Consider the following 18,507-nt stretch of genomic DNA (forward strand, 5'->3'; position numbering starts at 1 on the left):
CTTCACCGCCGGCGCCGGCATCGACTGGCGCCGCTGGTTCCCCACCGAACCCACCACCCCCCGCACCGTCGACCTCCCCACCTACGCCTTCCAGCACCGGCACTACTGGGTGGAGCCGCCCGTGGCGGTGGCGCCGGCGGGTGGCGGCCACGACCCGGTCGAGGCCCAGGTGTGGCAGTCCATCGAGGACTTGGACATCGACGCCCTGGCGAGAAGCCTGAAGATCGACAGCGAGCCGGAGACGGTCGGCGCCCTCGAGCCCGCGCTCCCCGTTCTCTCTGCCTGGCGGCGGCGGCACCGGGCGCAGTCCACCGTCGACTCCTGGCGTTATCACGTCGCGTGGAGGCACCTGCCCGACGGCCCGGCTCCCGAGCTGACCGGCACCTGGCTGCTGCTCGTCCCCGCCGCGCACGCGGAGCACCCCGCCGTGCTCGCGACCGCGCAGGCCGTGGCCGCCCACGGCGGCGAGGCCCGGCGGCACGTGATCGACGCGCGGACCGTGGAGCGGGAGGCACTCGCCGGGGAGCTGCCGGCGGTGCTGGGTGCGGACGCGTCGTACGCCGGAATCGTGAATCTGCTGGCCCTCGACGAGGAGCCGCTCCCCGAGCACCCGGCCGTGCCCGCCGGGCTCGCCGCGACGACCGCCCTCCTCCAGGCTCTCGGCGACAACGGCGCCACCACTCCCGTGCACACCCTCACTCAGGGCGCCGTCTCCACCGGTGCCGCCGATCCCCTGACCCATCCGGTCCAGGCCCAGGTGTGGGGGCTCGGCCGCGTCGCCGCCCTCGAGTTCCCCCGACTGTGGGCCGGGCTCATCGACCTGCCCGCCCACATCGACCACCACGCCCTGACCCGCCTTGCCGCGGGCCTGGCCCCGCAGGGCGAGGACCAGCTCTCCGTCCGGGCCAACGGGACGCACGCCCGCCGCCTCGTCCACGCGACCGCCAATACGGTCGAGATCGGGCCCAGTTGGCGGCCCGAGGGCACCACCCTCATCACGGGCGGCACCGGCGGTATCGGCGCCGTCCTCGCCCGCTGGCTCGCCGGCCAGGGCGCCCCGCACCTCCTGCTCACCAGCCGTCGCGGAGCCGAGGCACCCGGCGCACAGGAGCTCAGCGCCGAACTGACGCGGCTCGGCGCGGCCGTCACCATCGCCGCCTGCGACGTCAGCGACAGGGGCAAGGTCCGCGAGCTGCTCGCCGGCATCCCCGCCGAGCAGCCCCTGCGCGCCGTCGTCCATGCCGCCGGCGTGCCGAATTACGTCGGCCTCGGCGACCTGTCGGCCGCGCAGCTCGACGAGGTGCTGCGGCCCAAGGCGCTCGCCGCCCTCAACCTGCACGAGCTGACGCGGGACGCGGACCTTTCGGCCTTCGTGCTCTTCTCCTCCGGCGCCGGCGTGTGGGGCAGCGGCCAGCAGGGCGCTTACGGCGCGGCCAACCACTTCCTCGACGCCCTCGCCGAGCACCGCCGCTCCCAGGGCCTCACCGCCACGTCCATCGCCTGGGGGCCCTGGGCCGAGGCCGGGATGGCCGCCGACCAGGCCGCGTTGACGTTCTTCTCCCGCTTCGGTCTGCACCCGCTCGCCCCGGACCTGTGCGTCAAGGCCCTGCACCAGGCCCTCGACGCGGGCGAGACCACGCTGACCGTCGCGAACTTCGACTGGGCCCAGTTCACCTCGACCTTCACCGCGCAGCGCCCCAGCCCGCTCCTCGCCGACCTGCCCGAGAACCGGCGGGCGAGCGCGCCGGTGGCCCAGGAGGAAGCGGCGGAGGCGTCCTCGCTGCAGCAGGAGCTGACCGAGGCGAAGCCGGCCCAACAGCGGCAGTTGCTGCTCCAGCACGTGCGCTCCCAGGCGGCGGCGACGCTCGGGCACGCGGATGTCGACGCCGTCCCGGCGACGAAGCCGTTCCAGGAGCTGGGCTTCGACTCGCTCACCGCGGTGGAGCTGCGGAACCGGCTCAACAAGAGCACGGGGCTGGCCCTGCCGACCACGGTGGTCTTCGACCATCCGACGCCGGACGCGCTCGCCGACGTCCTGCGGGCCGAGCTGTCCGGGGACACCGCGACCGCCGACGCGACGCGGGCCGCCACCGCCTCCGCCGACGACGAACCCGTCGCGATCGTCGGCATGGCCTGCCGCTTCCCGGGCGGCGTGACCTCCGCCGAGGAGCTGTGGGACCTGGTCGCGGCCGGCAAGGACGCCATGGGCGACTTTCCGGACGACCGGGGCTGGGACCTGGCGACCCTGTACGACCCGGATCCGGCGAGCCGCGGCACCAGCTATGTGCGCGAGGGCGGGTTCCTCTACGACGCGGGTGACTTCGACGCCTCCTTCTTCGGAATCAGCCCGCGCGAGGCCATCGCCATGGACCCGCAGCAGCGCCTGCTCCTGGAGACCGCCTGGGAGGCCGTCGAACGCGCCGGGCTCGACCGGGAGGCCCTCAAGGGCAGCAACACCGGGGTGTTCACGGGCCTGACCATCTTCGACTACCTGGCGCTCGTCGGTGAGCGGCCCACCGAGGTCGAGGGCTACATCGGGACCGGCAACCTCGGCTGTGTCGCCTCCGGCCGGGTGTCGTACGTCCTCGGCCTCGAGGGTCCGGCGATGACGCTGGACACCGGCTGCTCGTCGTCCCTGGTCGCGATCCACCAGGCCGCGCACGCGCTGCGGCAGGGCGAGTGCTCGCTCGCGCTCGCGGGCGGCGCCACCGTCATGGCCACGCCCGGTGCGTTCGTGGAGTTCTCGTTGCAGCGGGGCCTCGCCAAGGACGGCCGTTGCAAGCCGTTCGCGGCCTCCGCCGACGGCACCGGCTGGGCCGAGGGCGTCGGGCTCGTCGTCCTGGAGCGGCTCTCCGAGGCCCGGCGCAGGGGACACCGGGTCCTCGCGGTGATCCGGGGCTCGGCCATCAACCAGGACGGCACCAGCAACGGCCTCACCGCGCCCAACGGTCAGGCGCAGCAGCGCGTGATCCGGCAGGCCCTCGCCAACGCCCGCCTGTCGGCCGAGGACGTCGACGCGGTGGAGGCGCACGGCACCGGCACCATGCTCGGCGACCCCATCGAGGCGTCCGCCCTGGTGGCCACGTACGGAAAGGACCGGCCCGAGGACCGGCCGCTGTGGCTCGGCTCGGTCAAGTCGAACATCGGGCACGCCCAGGCGTCGGCCGGCGTCGCCGGTGTGATCAAGATGGTGATGGCGATGCGGCACGAGCAGTTGCCCGCCTCGCTGCACATCGACGCGCCCACGCCGCACGTGGACTGGGAGGGCAGCGGCGTACGGCTGCTGTCCGAGCCCGTCGCGTGGCCGCGTGGCGAACGCCCGCTGCGGGCCGGGGTGTCGGCCTTCGGCATCTCGGGCACGAACGCGCACGTGATCCTGGAGCAGGCCCCGGATCTCCCGGCACCGGTCACCGCGCCCGAGGCCGAGGCGCCGGCCGGAGTGGTGCCGTGGGTGGTCTCGGCCCGCGGTGAGCAGGCGCTGCGGGCCCAGGCCCGGCTCCTGGCCGAGCGGGCGGCCACGGATCCGGCGCTCGCGTCTCCTCTCGATGTGGGCTGGTCCCTGGTCAGGAGCCGCTCGGTGTTCGAGAACCGGGCGGTGGTCGTGGGCCGGGACCGGGAGGAACTCCTGGCCGGTGTGCGGGCGTTGGCGGTCGGGGAGCCGTCCGCCGGCGTGGTGGAGGGCGTGGTCCAGGGGGCGTCCGGTGCCGGTCCGGTGCTGGTGTTTCCGGGGCAGGGCTCGCAGTGGGTGGGGATGGGTGCGCGGCTGTTGGAGGAGTCGCCGGTGTTCGCCGCCCGGATCGCCGAGTGCGAGCGGGCGTTGTCGGCGTATGTGGACTGGTCACTGACCGGGGTGCTGCGCGGGGACGGTGGCGAGCTGTCCCGAGTCGAGGTCGTGCAGCCGGTGCTGTGGGCGGTGATGGTCTCGCTCGCCGCCGTCTGGGAGCACTACGGCGTCAAGCCCGCCGCCGTCATCGGCCACTCCCAGGGGGAGATGGCCGCCGCCTGCGTGGCCGGTGCGCTGTCGCTGGAGGATGCCGCGCGGGTGGTCGCCGTGCGCAGTGACGCTCTGCGGCAGTTGGCGGGGCGTGGCGCCATGGCCTCGCTGGGCGTGGGCGCCGAGCAGGCGGCCGAACTGATCGAGGGGCACCTCGGTGTCGGGATCGCGGCCGTCAACGGGCCGGCCTCAACCGTGATCTCCGGGCCGCCCGAGGAAGTGGCCGCCCTGGTCGCCGACGCGGAGGCCCGAGGACTGCGGGCGCGGACCATCGACGTGGACTACGCCTCCCACGGTTCCCAGGTCGACGAGATCCGTGACCAGCTGACCGAGCGCCTGAGTGACATCCGTCCGGTCGCCACCGACGTGGCCTTCTACTCGACCGTCACCGCCGAACGCCTCGACAGCGCCACCGCTCTGGACACCGGTTACTGGGTGACGAACCTGCGGCAGCCGGTCCGTTTCGCCGACACGATCGAGGCCCTTCTCGCCGACGGCTACCGCCTCTTCGTGGAGGCGAGCCCGCACCCGGTCCTCACCCTCGGCATGGAGGAGACCATCGAGCGGGCGGACGTCCCCGCCACCGTCGTCCCCACCCTGCGCCGCGACCACGGCGACACCGCCCAACTCGCCCGCGCCGCCGCCCAGGCGTTCACGGCCGGCGCCGACATCGACTGGACGGGCTGGTTCCCGGCCGTTCCGCTGCCCCGGGTGGTGGACCTGCCGACGTACGCCTTCCAGCGGGAGCGGTACTGGCTCGAGGGCCGTCGGGGGCTTGCCGGGGATCCGGCGGGGCTCGGGCTCTCCTCGGCGGGGCACCCGCTCCTCGGCGCGGCCGTGGAGCTGGCCGACGGAGGCAGCCATGTGCTGACCGGGCGGATCTCGCCCCGGGACCAGGCGTGGCTGGCCGAGCACCGGGTCGCGGACACCGTGCTGCTGCCCGGCTCGGCCTTCGTGGAACTCGCCCTGCAGGCGGCCGTGCGCAGCGGCTGCGGGCGGCTCGCGGAGCTGGCCCTGCACACGCCGCTCGCCTTCGACGACAAGGGCACGGTCGATCTGCAGGTGGCGGTCGGCGCGCCGGACGAGGGCGGGCGGCGTCCGGTGTCCGTCCACTCCCGGCCGTCCGGCGAGGGCGAGGAGGGCGCGTGGACCCGGCACGCCGCCGGTGTGCTCGCTCCGGCCGACCCGGACGCCGAGGACTCGGAGCTCGGCGGGGCCTGGCCGCCGCCCGGCGCGACGCCGGTCGCCGGACCGGACCCCTATGGTGAACTGGCCTCGTACGGGTACGACTTCGGGTCCGCGTCACAGGGTCTGCTGACCGCCTGGAAGCTCGGTGACGACCTCTTCGCCGAAGTCGCGCTCCCCGAGACCGAGAGCGCGCAGGCCGGCCGCTACCAGGTGCACCCGGTGCTCCTCGACGCCACCCTGCACGCCCTGATCCTGGACGCGGTCACCTCGTCCGCCGACACCGACCAGGTGCTGCTGCCCTTCTCCTGGAGCGGATTGCAGGTGCACGCCTCCGGTGCGGAGCGGCTGCGGGTGCGTGTCGCGCGGACCGGGCGGGACCAGTTGGCCCTCACGGCCGTGGACGCGGGCGGATCGCCGGTCCTCACCCTCGAAGCGCTCACGGTGCGGCCGGTGGCCGCCCATCAGATCGCGGGCGCCCGGGCCGTGGACCGCGACGCGCTCTTCCGGCTCGCCTGGACCGAGGCGGCCGCCCGAGCCGAGGCACCCGCCGCCGTCTCGCGTCCCGCTCTCGTCGCCCCGGTCGCGGACCCGGTGGGCGCGGCGCTGTCCGGGGTGCTGCCGGAGGCTCCGGTGCAGGACACGTTCGCCGCGCTCAGGGCGCGCGTAGCGGGCGGGGCCGAGGCGCCCGACGCCGTGCTCGCCGTGTGCGTCACGCCCGACGGGGGCGGCGAGGACGCGGCCGGGGACGCGCGGCTCGCCACCGTGTCCCTGCTCGGCCTGCTCAAGGAGTGGGTGGACGACCCCGCGTTCGGTGCGAGCCGCCTCGTCGTGGTCACCCGGGGCGCGGTCGCCACACGTCCGGGCGAGGAGGCGGGTGACCTGCCCGGCGCGGCGGTGTGGGGTCTGGTGCGCAGCGCGCAGGCCGAGAACCCGGGCCGGCTGACGCTCCTCGACCTCGACGGCCGGGAGGCGTCGCTCGCGGCGGTGCCGGGCGTACTGGGCTGGGAGGAGCCGGAGTTGGCGTTGCGTGACGGGCAGGCGTTCGTGCCGCGTCTCGTGCGTGAGGACGCCGCGGGGCGGCTCGCGCCGCCGGTCGGGTCCCTCACGTGGCGGCTGGCCGGGGCCGAGGGGCGGCCTGCTCTCGTCGACGCTCCCGAGGCCGGGCGGGCGCTCGCGCCGCACGAGGTGCGGGTGGCGCTGCGTGCCGCCGTGCCCGCCGAGCCCCGGGCCGAAGGCGCGGGTGTGGTGGTGGAGGTGGGCTCCGAGGTCGACGCGGTGCGTGCGGGAGACCGCGTGATGGGCCTGATCGACCTGGTGGGGCCGGTGGCGGTCGCCGAGTCCGGGCTGCTCATGCCGGTGCCGTCCGGCTGGAGCTGGGCGCAGGCGGCCGGGGCCGTGGGCGCCTACGTGACCGCGCACGCCGCGCTGTCGGACGCCGCCGTGCCGGGCGGCGGGGAGTCGCTCCTGGTCGAGGAGGAGACCGGCTCCGTCGGCCGGGCCGCACGGTGCCTCGCCCGGCATCTGCGGGTGGATGTCGTCGGCGGCGGGTCACCGGCGCCCGGTGCGGGCCCCGAGCCCGGCCCGGTGGCGGTCCTCGGCCGCGACGACGCGGGGGCCCTGGTCGTCCACCGCGTGGGCGACGGCACGGACACCGTGCACCTCGTCGTGCCGCCCGCGCCCGACCGCGTACGGGAGATCCTGTCCCAGCTCGCCGAACTGGGCGGCGCGGACGGCCTGGAGCCGCTGCCGGTCACCGTGTGGGACGTCCGCCAGGCACCCGCGGCGGTGCCGGACCCGGCGGCTCCGACCGTGTTCACGCTGCCCGTCGCCTTCGACCCCGAGGGCACCGTGCTCATCACGGGCGGCACCGGTGCCCTCGGCGCCCTGACGGCCCGGCACCTGGTCAGCCGGTACGGGGCGCGGCACCTGCTGCTGTCCAGCAGGCGCGGGGCCGACGCGCCCGGGGCGCTCGAGCTGGCGGCCGACCTGTCCGCACTCGGCGCGCGGGTCGCCTTCGCCGCCTGCGAGCCCGGCGACCGGGACACGGCCGCCGCCCTCGTGGGGTCGGTCCCGGCGGAGCATCCCCTGACCGCCGTCTTCCACTGCGCGGGCACCGTGAGCGACGCGGTGGTGCAGAACCTCACGGCCGCGCAGGTCGAGGAGGTGATGCGGGTGAAGGCGGACGCGGCCTGGCAGCTGCACGAGCTGACCCGGGAGTCGGACCTGTCCGCGTTCGTGCTGTACTCCTCGGTCACCGGACTGCTCGGCGGCCCGGGGCAGGGCAGCTACACGGCGGCCAACGCCTTCCTGGACGCGCTGGCCCGGCAGCGGCACGCCGGCGGGGCGTCGGCGCTGTCCCTGGCGTGGGGCTACTGGGATCTGGACACCGGCATGTCGGGGCGGCTCACCGACGCCGACCGGGCGCGGCACGCCCGCGCCGGCGTCGTCGGGCTGCGCGCCGAGGAGGGTCTGGCCCTGCTGGACACCGCGTGGGCCGGCGGTCTGCCGCTCCTCGCGCCGGTCCGCCTCGACCTGGCCCGGATGCGGCGGCAGGCCCAGAGCCACGCCGCTCCCGCGCTGCTCCAGGACCTGGTGCGCGCGGCGGCCGGGCCCACCGCGGCGGCGGGCGCGGCGGCGTTCCTCAAGGCGCTCGGCGCCATGTCCGACACGGAGCGCGAGCAGGCCCTGCTCGACCTGGTGCGCACGCACGTCGCGGCGGTCCTCGGCCACGACGCGGCCACGCCGGTCAACGCCACGCAGGGGCTGCGGGAGCTGGGCTTCGACTCGCTGACCGCGGTGGAGCTGCGCAACCGGCTCGCGGGCGCCACCGGCCTCAAGCTGCCCGCCACGTTCGTCTTCGACCACCCCGACCCGGCGGGACTCGCCGCCGAGCTGAGCCGCCTGCTGGCGCCGCGCGCGGCGGACCCGCTGGCCGACGTGCTGGCGGAGTTCGAACGGCTCGAGTCCTCGCTGCTCACGGTCTCCGCCCGGGACGGCGGTGCGCGGGCCGAGCTGGCCGGGCGGCTGCGCGCCACGCTCGCCCGCCTGGACGTGCCGGAGCGCGCGGCCGAGAAGGCCGAGGCGGCCGTCCGCATCCAGGACGCCTCGGCCGACGAGATCTTCGCGTTCATCGACCGGGACCTCGGCAGGGGGAGCGGCGACGGACGCTCCGGAGAGGGGCGTTGATGTCCGGGGAGGCACTGATGTGCGGGAAGGAGAAGTGATGAACGAGTTCGCCCGCAAGCAGCGTGCCCTGGAGCACAGCCGCCGGGTCAACGCCGGGGATCTGGACGCGCTGGTCGAGCTGTACGCGCCCGACGCCGTGGTCGAGGACCCGGTGGGCGTGGCTCCGGTGACCGGACACGACGCGCTGCGCGCCCACTACGGGCCGCTCCTGTCGGCGCGGGTGCGCGAGGAGGCGTCGGAGCCCGTCGCCGGGCAGGACGGCACCCACGTCCTGCTCCAGGTCACCTCCGTCATGGACTACCTGCCCCTGGGGCCGCTCCATGCCGAGCGGGGCTGGATCGAGGCTCCCGACCGCCCGGAGACGGCGCGCGTGCGGCGCGCGGCCATGCTCGTGATGCGTCTGGACGGCTCCGGCCTGATCCGGCACCTCACGTCGTACTGGGGCACATCCGATCTCACGGTCCTCGGCTGACCGGCAGCCCAGGCCGGCCCACCCTTTCTGGAGGTGCCATGCCCGACGAGGCCGCGCGCAAGAAGATGGCGACCGACTACGCGCAGCGGATCAACGCCGGTGACATCGAGGGCGTCCTCGACCTGTTCGCCGACGACATCGTCTTCGAGGACCCGGTGGGGCGGCCCCCGATGGTCGGCAAGGACGATCTGCGCCGCCATCTCGAACTGGCCGTCTCCTGCGGCACGCACGAGGTGCCCGGCCCGCCGATGACGTCGATGGACGACCGCTTCGTCGTCACGCCGACGACGGTGACCGTGCGGCGGCCCCGCCCGATGACCTTCCGCATCGTCGGCATCGTCGAACTGGACGAGCGGGGGCTCGGCCGCCGGGTCCAGGCGTACTGGGGCGTGACGGACGTGACCATGGACGAGCCGCCGGCCCCCGCGACGACGGGCGACGACGGCGAGCCGGCCGGGCCCGCCGACCCCACCCACCCCGAAGGGATCCGCGCGTGACCACCACCCGACCCGCACACGCCGTCGTACTGGGCGCCAGCATGGCCGGCACCCTGGCGGCCCATGTCCTGGCCCGCCATGTGGAGACCGTCACCGTCGTCGAACGCGACGCGCTGCCGGACGTCCCGCAGCACCGCAAGGGCGTCCCGCAGGGGCGGCACGCGCACCTGCTGTGGTCCAACGGCGCGCGCCTCATCGAGGACCTGCTGCCCGGCACCGTCGACCGCCTCCTCGCGGCCGGCGCCCGCCGCCTCGGCTTCCCCGAGGACCTGGTGACGCTGACCGGCCAGGGCTGGCAGCACCGCTTCCCCGCCACCCAGTTCGCGCTGCTCGCGAGCCGCCCCCTGCTCGACCTGACGGTACGTCAGCACGCCCTCGCGCCCGCGAACGTCACCGTGCTGCAGCGCACCGAGGCCGTGGAACTGACCGGTGACGACCGCCGGGTGAGCGGCGTCGTCGTACGCGCTCTCGACGGCGGCCGGCAGACGCCGCTGGAGGCGGACCTGGTGATCGACGCCACCGGTCGCGGCTCCCGGCTCAAGCAGTGGCTGGCGGCGCTCGGCGTGCCCGCGCCGCACAAGGACGTCGTGGACGCGGGCGTCGCCTACGCCACCCGGATCTTCCGGGCGCCGCCCGGCGCGACGGCGCGCTTCCCCGCCGTGAACATCGCCGCCGACGACCGGGTCCGCGAACCCGGCCGCTTCGGCGTGGTCTACCCGATCGAGGGTGGCCGCTGGATCGTGACCCTCTCCTGCACCAGGGGCGCCCGACTGCCCGCCACCGAGGACGAGTTCCTGCCGTTCGCCCGGGACCTGAGCCATCCGCTCATCGCCGAGCTGCTGCGGGACTCCGAACCCCTCACCCCCGTCTTCGGCTCCCGCTCCGGGGCCAACCGGCGGCTGTACCCGGAGCGGCTCGAGCAGTGGCCCGACGGCCTGCTCGTCGTCGGCGACTCGCTGACCGCGTTCAACCCGATCTACGGCCACGGCATGAGCTCCGCCGCGCGCGGCGCCACCACGCTCGGCCGCGAGCTGGCACGCGAGGGGAGCCCGGGGGCCGGGGCGGGCCGGATACAGCAGGCGATCGGCGCGGCCGTCGACGACCCGTGGATCCTCGCCGCGTCCAAGGACATCGACTACGTCAACTGCCGTGTCCAGGCGACGGATCCACGACTCACGGGCGTCGACACCGATCAGCGGCTGCGGTTCGCCGACGCCATCACCGCCGCCTCGATCCGCTCTCCCAGGGCCTCCGAGATCGTCACGGACGTGATGAGCCTCAACGCGCCGCAGACCGAACTGGGCTCCAACCGCTTCCTCATGGCGATGCGCGCCGACGAGCGCCGCCCCGAGCTGACCGCTCCCCCGCTGAGCACGGACGAGCTGGCCGTGGTGAACCTCGACGCGTCCGTGATCGCGCCGGCACCGGCGCGTTCCTGACCCCGGCCCTCACTGCAGGACGGCCCGCAGATCCATGCGCTTGATGTGGAACTTCCGGTAGATCCGGGTCAGATGCTGCTCCACCGTGCTGACCGTGATGCACAGCTTCCGGGAGATCTCGTGATTGGTGAGGCCGTCGGCGGCCAGTCGCGCCACCCGGACCTCCGCGCCGGTGAGTCCGGCGTCCGGGCCGGGCGGTGCGGGCTGCTCCGCGACGGCATCGGGGAGGTACGCCTCGTCGGAGGGATCGTCGGCCGACGCGGGCGCGCCGCCGACGCGGCGGGAGAGCAGCCGCGCCTTGCGGGCGAGCAGCCCGGCGCGCTCGCTCTCGCCCTCCGCCCGGAGGGCGGCGCTCAGGTCGGCCACCGCCCGGGCCAGCTCGAACGCGTCGCCGCACTCCTGGAGCACCGACACGGCCTCCTCCAGCAGCCCGACGCGCGTCGGCGGCTCGTGCGTCGCCGCCCGCACGCGCAGCGTCATCCCGTGCGTGCGTCCCCGCGCGGGCATCGGCAGCGCCAGCTGCGCCTCCACCAGCTGCCGGGCCAGCAGGGACTCGCCGAGCGCCAGATACGCCTCGGCCGCCCCCAGGCGCCACGGTTCCACGCCGGGCAGGTCCACGCCCCAGCCGCTCATCCTCTTCCCGACGGCATAGAAGTCGCACAGGGCGGCGTAGTAGCAGCCGGTCGACAGGTGGTAGCGCCCGCGGGCCGCCAGGTAGTGCAGCCCGACCCGGGTCTCGAACACCGCCTGCGGAACCGGGCGTTCGAGCAGCTCGGCCGCCCCGTCGACGTCGCCGAGGGCGGCCTTCGCCGCTACGGCCACCGCCAGCGGCAGGCCGATCACCACCCCCCAGCTCTTCGGCCCGAGCAGCGCGAGGGCGTCCTCCGCCCGGCGCGCGGACCCGGCCGGGTCGCCCTGCCGCAGGTGGATGAGTGCGCGCTCTGCGGTGAACAGCGCCTGCCAGGTGGGGCTGCGCCGCTCCGCGGCCTGCGCGATGAGCCGGTTGCACCAGGTGGCGGCGCGGTGCGGGCGGTCGCGGTAGGTCAGGGCGGCCAGGGCGGCGGTCTGCACCGCCACCGTGCGGGGGCCGAGCCGGTAGCGGTTCAGGGAGCGCTCGGCCGCCGCGGTGGCCTCGTCCTCGGCGCCGTACAGCAGGTCGTTCATCAGCACGCCCGCGCCCTGCAGCTCGGGAGTGACCGCCGGCGGGGCAGTGCCACGCGGTGCGGGCAGCACGCCTGAGCCCAGGCGCTCCTTGACGTGCCCGGGGTAGAGGTAGGCGCCCCACAGCCACGGCGTGTCCAGGTCCGCCGCGTTCACCGGGGCCGCGCCGGCCGCGCCCGGGCCGATGAGCGTGCCGATGGCGTCCAGGCCCTCCGCCACCCGGCCGTGCCAGAGCAGGTGGGCGGGCAGGGGCGGAAGGCCGTCGCCGGCGGCGGTGGGCGTCGCGGGCAGATGCCGCAGGACCTTCGCGGGGTCCAGGCGCCACTCCGCGTCGGCGAGCGCACTGACGACCGCCCCGCGCTGCTCGGCGTCCCCGCAGCGCCGGAGGGCGGCGCGCAGATGGTCCACGCCGGTCTCCACCTCGTCGTCCGCCAGGAGGAGGTGCGCCGCCTCCCGGAGCACGGGCACCGCCCAGGGCACCTCGGTGCGGTCGGCTGCCACGAGCTGGGCGGCCACCTCGATGGCGGGTGCGCCCTCCTCGTACAGCGTCTGCGCCACCCGCCCGTGCAAGGCCCGCCGCTCGTCCGAGGGGATGCCGTCCAGCACCGCCGCCCGGAACGCCGGATGGCACAGTCGGCCCTCGTACAGCACCTCCGCCACGGTGAGCCGGTGCACGACCCGCGCGACCGACTCCGCGTCCGCGTCGAGCAGCCGTGCCAGGGGTGCCGGCGACGTGTGCTCGCCCAGTACGGCCGTGACACGGGCGACCCGGGTGGCCGCGGTCCCGTGCCGGTGGAGGAAACCGAGCACCGCGCGGCCGTACGCCTCTCCTGGCCCGTTCCCCGTGCGGTGGTCGTCGATCAGGGCCCGGGCGAGGAGCGGGTAGCCCGCGCTCATCGCGTGCACCTCCGGCGTGAGGTCCCGCGCCACGCTCGCCCCCAGGTCCCCGGCGAGCAACTCCGCCACGCCGGCCTTCGACAGGGGCTCGAGGCGGATCTGCCGAAGCCCCGGCTCGTGCGGGAACTCGCTGCCGAGAAGCGCGTTCGCCGTCTTCTGCTGCGCGCACTCCGTGAGGACCACGTGCAGTCGGCCGGAGCGCAGCCGCCGCACCAGGTACAGCAGGCACCGCAGCGAGGCCGCGTCGGCGTGGTGCGCGTCGTCGACCGCGACGACGACGGGCCGCTCCTCGGCCAGGCCCCGCAGTACGTCGCAGAGCCCGCGCAGGGCGGGGGCGGCGAGGACCGGCCCGTCCTGCGCCGCCAGGTGGGCCAGCGCGCGTTCGGCGCTCGCGGGCGGCAGGCCGGGGCTGCGCAGCAACTGTTCCAGAACGCCGAGCGGCAGCTCGCGCTCGGCCCGGCTGGCGGACGCGGTGAGCAACAGCGCCCCGATGTGGCACAGTTGCTCACCCCACGCGTGGAGCAGCGCGCTCTTGCCGGTGGCCACCGCGCCGCTGAGCACCACCACGCTGCCGCGGGTGTGCGCGGAGCCCTCGAAGGCGTCGCGCAGGGCGGCCAGTTCCTCGGTACGTTCCACCAGGTCCACCGCTTGCCCCCTCTCGTGCGAAGGACCGCCGGACGCCGTTCGTCACTGGCTGCCCCACTCGCGGTCGATCAGCGCGAACATGTCGTCGGCGCTCGCCTCGGACAGGTCGTCGGAGTCGCGCTGCCCGCTCTCGTCGGCCCGGTCCCCGGCTCCGGCGGCGTCGGCGTGCTTCCACAGCAGGGCCCGCAGGCGCCGGACGAGGCCCAGGCGGCGCGGGTCGTCCAGGGCGAGACCGGCGAGGGCCTCGTCCAGGTCGTCCACGTGCGCGGCCACGGGAAGTTCGGCCGCGCCGCCGTCGGGCAGGATCCTCGCCAGCAGGTGCTCGGCGAGGGCGCGCGGCGTCGGGAAGTTGTAGACGAGCGTGGCGGGCAGGCGAAGGCCCGTGGCTCCCCGCAGCCGGTTGCGCAGCTCGACCACCACCAGGGAGTCGAAGCCGAGGTCCTTGAACGCCTTGTCCGGCTCCACCTCCTGCCCCGGTTCGTACCGCAGCACGGCCGCGACCTCCCCCCGGACCAGGTCCACGAGCGCACCGGTCCGCTCCCGTGCGGGCAGCGCGGTCAACTCACGGCGGAGTTCCGCGACATCGGCCCCGTCGTCGCTCTCCGACGCGGCCTCCAGGACGCGCCGGGCAGCGGGGACGTCGTCGAGCAGCCTCGTCGGGCGGGCCAGCGTGAACAGCGGCACGAACCGCTCCCACTCGACGTCGGCGACCAGCACGTGCCCCGCGCCGCCGTCGAGCGTCCCCCGCAGAGCACCGAGCGCCAAGCGCGGTTCCAGCGGTGGCAGCCCCTGCCGCCTCGACAGGCCGGCGCGCTCGCGCGCCAGCTCCCCGTCTTCCGGCAGGTCCCAGATGCCCCAGCCCACCGACAGGGTCCGGGGGCCGTCGGCCGCCCGCGTCTGCGCCAGCGCGTCCAGGTAGGCGTTGGCGGCGGCGTGGGCGCCGTGCTCCCGGCTGCCGAGGGTGGCCGCCACGGACGAGAAGAACAGCACCGTCTCCACCGTCCCGGCACCGGCCGGCTCACCCAGGTGCACGGCGGCGGACACGGCAGCGCCCAGTTCCTCGGGCGTGACCTCGGTCAACGGGGCGAGCTCGCCGGGCAGCGAGGTGTGGATGACCGTCCGGATCCGCACGTCCGTCAGCTCACCGAGCGCCCGCGCGACCGCTTCGCGGTCACCGATCCGGCACGGCGGCAGAACGGTCAGCCGCGTGCCGTGCTCCCGCACGTGGGCGCGGAGGTCGGATCCCTCGCGACTGCCGGCGCCATCGGCTTCCAGGAGTACGACGTGTTCCGCGCCGCACTCGGCCAGCCACCGCACGACCTGGTCGGCCAGCTGCCCGACGCCGCCCGTCACCAGGACGGCACCGTGCGGCTGCCACCCCTCCCCGACGCCGTCCGTGCCGGGCCCCTCGGGCAGCAGGCGGCGGCCGAGGACGCCCGCCGGGCGGAGAGCGACCTGGTCCTCTGCGCTGTGCCCGCGCAGCACGGCGTACAAGGACCCCGCTTCGAGACCTTCCGGGTCGGCCGGCAGGTCCACCAGGCCGCCCCACAGTCCTGGGTGCTCCTGGGCGGCCACCCGGCCGAGTCCCCAGACGGGCGCCTGGGCGGGGGAGGTGACCGGGTCGGTGGAGCCGCACGAGACGGCGCCGCGCGTGGCACACCACAGGGGCGCCTCGATGCCGGTGTCCAGCAGGGCGTGCAGCAGTGTCAGGGTGTCCGTCAGGCCGTCGGCGGACCAGGGGGGTCCTGAGGTCTCTGGGGTCTCTGGGCTTACCAGGGCTTCTGGGGTATCTGAGGTCTCTGGGCTCTCGTTGAGGGCGAGCAGGGACAGCACTCCCGCGACCGGTCGGCCGTCCTGGGGCCGGGAGCCGAGCAGGGCGGTGAGTTCGGCACGGCCGGAGCCCGGGCCGACCTCGACGACCGAGACATGGGCTCCCGCCTGCTCCAGTGCCCGGGCACACGCCTGCGGCCAGGCTCCGGCCCGCAGCCCGGGGGTCACGATCAGCCAGGTCCCGGGGTCGTCGTCCGGGTCGGCGGCGGGCGCGGCCGGTTCGACGCGCCGCCAATCGACGCGGTAGCGCCAGGCGTCGACGACCGACCGTTCACGTCGCTCGCGCCGCCACGCGGACAGCGCGGGGAACACCGTCTCCATGGCCGACCTGCGCTGGTCGTCCTTGAGATGGAGGGTGTCGCAGAGCGTCTGGACGTCCTCGCCCTCGACCGCTGTCCAGAACCCGGCCTCTTCGTCGCTCCCCGAGGAGACGGTTTCCGGCGCCAGGACGTCCGCCAGCCAGAAGCGGCGGCCCTGGAAGGCGTACGTGGGGAGGGGGACGGTGCGCGGGGCCGGGTCGGCCGGGAACCAGTCGGTCCAGTCCACGTCGAGCCCGGCGGTGTGCAGCCGGGCCATGGCCTGCCCGAAGGCCACGTCGTCCGGTTGGCTGGGGTCCAAGGACGCGGTGACGACCGGTTCCGGCCGGTCGGGGTCGGTCGTGTCGTCGAGGGTGTGCTGGGCGGCCGTGGTCAGCACCGGGGCGGGGCCGAGTTCGATGAACACCCCCGCACGAGCCGCCACTGCCGCGACAGCCGGCTGGAAGAGCACCGCCTGCCGCACATGCCGCGCCCAGTACCCGGGCGCAGCGATCTCCTCACCCGCCACCGCACCGGAAACATTGCTCATCAACGCCACAGACGGAACCTTGAACGCCACCGAGCCGATCGCCTCGGTGAACTCCTCCAACATCGGCGCCATCAACACCGAATGAAAAGCGTGACTGACCGACAGCGCCTTCGTCTTACGCCCCCGCCCCCGCCACACCGCCGCGACCCGCTCCACCTCCTCCACCGGACCCGAGACGACCGTCGAATCCGGCGTGTTGACCGCCGCGACACTCACCGTCGAACCCTCCAGGCCGGCAGCCAGCTCCTCCGCCGTCGCCTGCACCGCACACATCGCCCCACCCGCAGGCAACGCACCCATCAACCGGGCCCGCGCACCCACAATCCGGCACGCATCCGCCAGATCGAACACCCCCGCCACATAGGCCGCAGCGATCTCCCCGACCGAATGCCCGATCACCACATCAGGCCGCACCCCCACCGACTCCCACAACCGGGCCAGAGCCACCTGCAACGCAAACAACCCCGCCTGCGCCCACGTCGTATGGTCAAGACGCTCCTTCGGGCCCTGGAAGACCGTCTCCTTCAGAGACGAGACGCCCAACTCCCCCTCCAACAGGGAACACACCTCGTCAAACGCGGCGGCGAACACCGGAAACCGCTCATACAACCCCGCACCCATCCCCACCAGCTGACTGCCCTGACCACTGAACAGCCACACCACCTCACCACCCGCGGCCCCCCGAGCCCCGGTCACCCCCGGACGCACCGCACCCGCAGCCAACGCCTCAAGCCCCGCCACCAGCTCGGAACGCCCCGCGCCCACCACGACAGCCCGGTGCTCGTGCAGCGCACGTGTCCGGAGCAACGACCAGCCCACCTCGGTCGGCGACGCCGACGGCCCCTCGGCGGAGATCCGTTCGGCGAGCGTCCCGGCCTGGGCGCGGAGCGCGTCGCGGTCACGCGCCGAGACCACCCACGGCACGACGGCATCGCCCCCGGCGGCGGGCTCCGGCTCAGGAGCCGGCTGCGCCGGGCCCGGGGCCTGCTCGAGGATCAGGTGCGCGTTGGTTCCGCTGATGCCGAACGAGGAGACGCCGGCCCGGCGCGGGCGGTCGGCCTCGGGCCACGGCACGGGGTCGGTGAGGAGGCGTACTCCCCCGCCCTCCCAGTCCACATGGGGTGTGGGTCGGTCGATGTGCAGGGACGCGGGCAGCTCGCCATGCCGCATCGCCATCACCATCTTGATCACGCCCGCCACACCGGCGGCGGCCTGCGTGTGCCCGATGTTCGACTTCACCGAGCCCAGCCACAACGGCCGTTCCGCCGGACGGTCCTTGCCGTAGGTGGCGAGGAGCGCGTTGCCCTCGATCGGGTCGCCGAGGCTGGTGCCGGTGCCGTGCGCCTCCACGGCGTCCACGGTGTCGGGGGTGACCCGGGCGTGGGCGAGCGCCTGGCGGATGACCCGCTCCTGGGCGACGTCGTTCGGCGCGGTCAGTCCGTTGCTCGCGCCGTCCTGGTTCACCGCCGACCCACGTACCACCGCCAGGACCTGATGCCCGTTGCGGCGCGCGTCGGAGAGGCGCTCCAGAAGTACGAGGCCGACGCCTTCGGAGAAGCCGGTGCCGTCGGCGGCCTCGGCGAACGGCTTGCAGCGGCCGTCCGGGGCCAGGCCGCGCTGCCGCGAGAACTCCACGAAGGCCGTGGGCGTGGACAGCACGGTCACGCCGCCCGCGAGGGCGAGGCCGCAGTCGCCCTGCCGCAGCGCCTGACAGGCCAGGTGGATCGCGACGAGCGAGGCCGAGCACGCCGTGTCCAGCGTCACCGCCGGCCCCTGGAGGCCGAAGGTGTAGGCGACTCGTCCGGAGATGACGCTGGAGAGGGTGCCCGTGGTGGCGTAGCCCTCGACCTCCGGCGGCACCCGCGAGCGGGACATGTAGTCCTGGCTCGACACCCCCGCGTACACGCCCGTGCGGCTGTCCTTGAGCGAGGCCGGGTCGATACCCGCCCGCTCGAACAGCTCCCAGGACACTTCGAGCAGCACCCGCTGCTGCGGATCGGCGGCGAGCGCCTCGCGCGGGTTGATGCCGAAGAAGTCGGCGTCGAAGCGGGTGGCGTCCCGCAGGAAACCGGCTTCCCGTACATAGGCGGTGCCCGGGTGGTCCGGGTCGGGGTGGTAGAGGCCGTCCGTGTCCCAGCCGCGGTCGTCGGGGAACGCCTCGATGGCGTCGCCGCGCGAGGCGACCAGGTCCCAGAGCTGCTCCGGCGACGCCACGCCACCGGGGTACCGGCAGGCCATCGCGACGACGGCCACCGGTTCGCGCTGCCGCTCCTCCATGTCGCGCAGGCGCTGACGGGTCTGTCCGAGATCCGCCGTCACACGCTTCAGATAGTGGCGGAGCTTGTCCTCGGC

At 74.9% G+C, this 18,507-nt stretch carries 6 protein-coding genes; 4 read left to right on the top strand and 2 right to left on the bottom strand.

Features of this window, described 5'->3' with window-relative positions; translation table 11 throughout:
- From ACGFZL_RS31690 to ACGFZL_RS31705, 4 genes are all read left to right on the top strand, one after another.
- Positions 1-8,368: SDR family NAD(P)-dependent oxidoreductase (locus ACGFZL_RS31690; RefSeq protein WP_393696988.1), on the top strand; the 8,368-nt coding region annotated here is incomplete at its 5' end.
- Positions 8,369-8,405: 37 nt separating this feature from the next.
- Complete coding sequence (locus ACGFZL_RS31695; RefSeq protein ID WP_355176609.1) at positions 8,406-8,840, top strand: nuclear transport factor 2 family protein; 435 nt, start codon at positions 8,406-8,408, stop codon at positions 8,838-8,840.
- Between the two features lie 38 nt (positions 8,841-8,878).
- The gene (locus ACGFZL_RS31700) at positions 8,879-9,337 is read left to right on the top strand and encodes a nuclear transport factor 2 family protein (RefSeq protein ID WP_355176607.1); all 459 of its coding nucleotides are present in this window, start codon (positions 8,879-8,881) and stop codon (positions 9,335-9,337) included.
- Positions 9,334-10,776 (top strand): NAD(P)/FAD-dependent oxidoreductase, encoded by a 1,443-nt coding sequence (locus ACGFZL_RS31705; RefSeq protein WP_393696991.1) that lies wholly within the window; start codon positions 9,334-9,336, stop codon positions 10,774-10,776. The genes ACGFZL_RS31700 and ACGFZL_RS31705 overlap by 4 nt, the downstream gene beginning before the upstream one ends.
- Before the next feature lie 9 nt (positions 10,777-10,785).
- On the opposite strand, the gene ACGFZL_RS31710 is transcribed toward ACGFZL_RS31705, so the two are convergent.
- On the bottom strand, positions 10,786-13,470 hold the full coding sequence (locus ACGFZL_RS31710; RefSeq protein WP_393696993.1) for an AAA family ATPase: 2,685 nt from the start codon (positions 13,468-13,470) through the stop codon (positions 10,786-10,788).
- Between the two features lie 51 nt (positions 13,471-13,521).
- Entirely contained in the window at positions 13,522-18,474 is a 4,953-nt protein-coding gene (locus tag ACGFZL_RS31715) for a type I polyketide synthase (RefSeq protein WP_407078463.1), read from the bottom strand.
- Between the last annotated feature and the right edge of the window lie 33 nt (positions 18,475-18,507).

The sequence above is a fragment of the Streptomyces sp. NPDC048182 genome (assembly GCF_043202555.1).
In the GTDB taxonomy this organism is placed as follows: Bacteria; Actinomycetota; Actinomycetes; order Streptomycetales; family Streptomycetaceae; genus Streptomyces.

Bases quoted from the DNA above. Each gene is read 5' to 3' on its own strand.
- ACGFZL_RS31695 (WP_355176609.1), top strand. From the start codon at position 8,406: ATGAACGAGTTCGCCCGCAAGCAGCGTGCCCTGGAGCACAGCCGCCGG.
- ACGFZL_RS31700 (WP_355176607.1), top strand. From the start codon at position 8,879: ATGCCCGACGAGGCCGCGCGCAAGAAGATGGCGACCGACTACGCGCAG.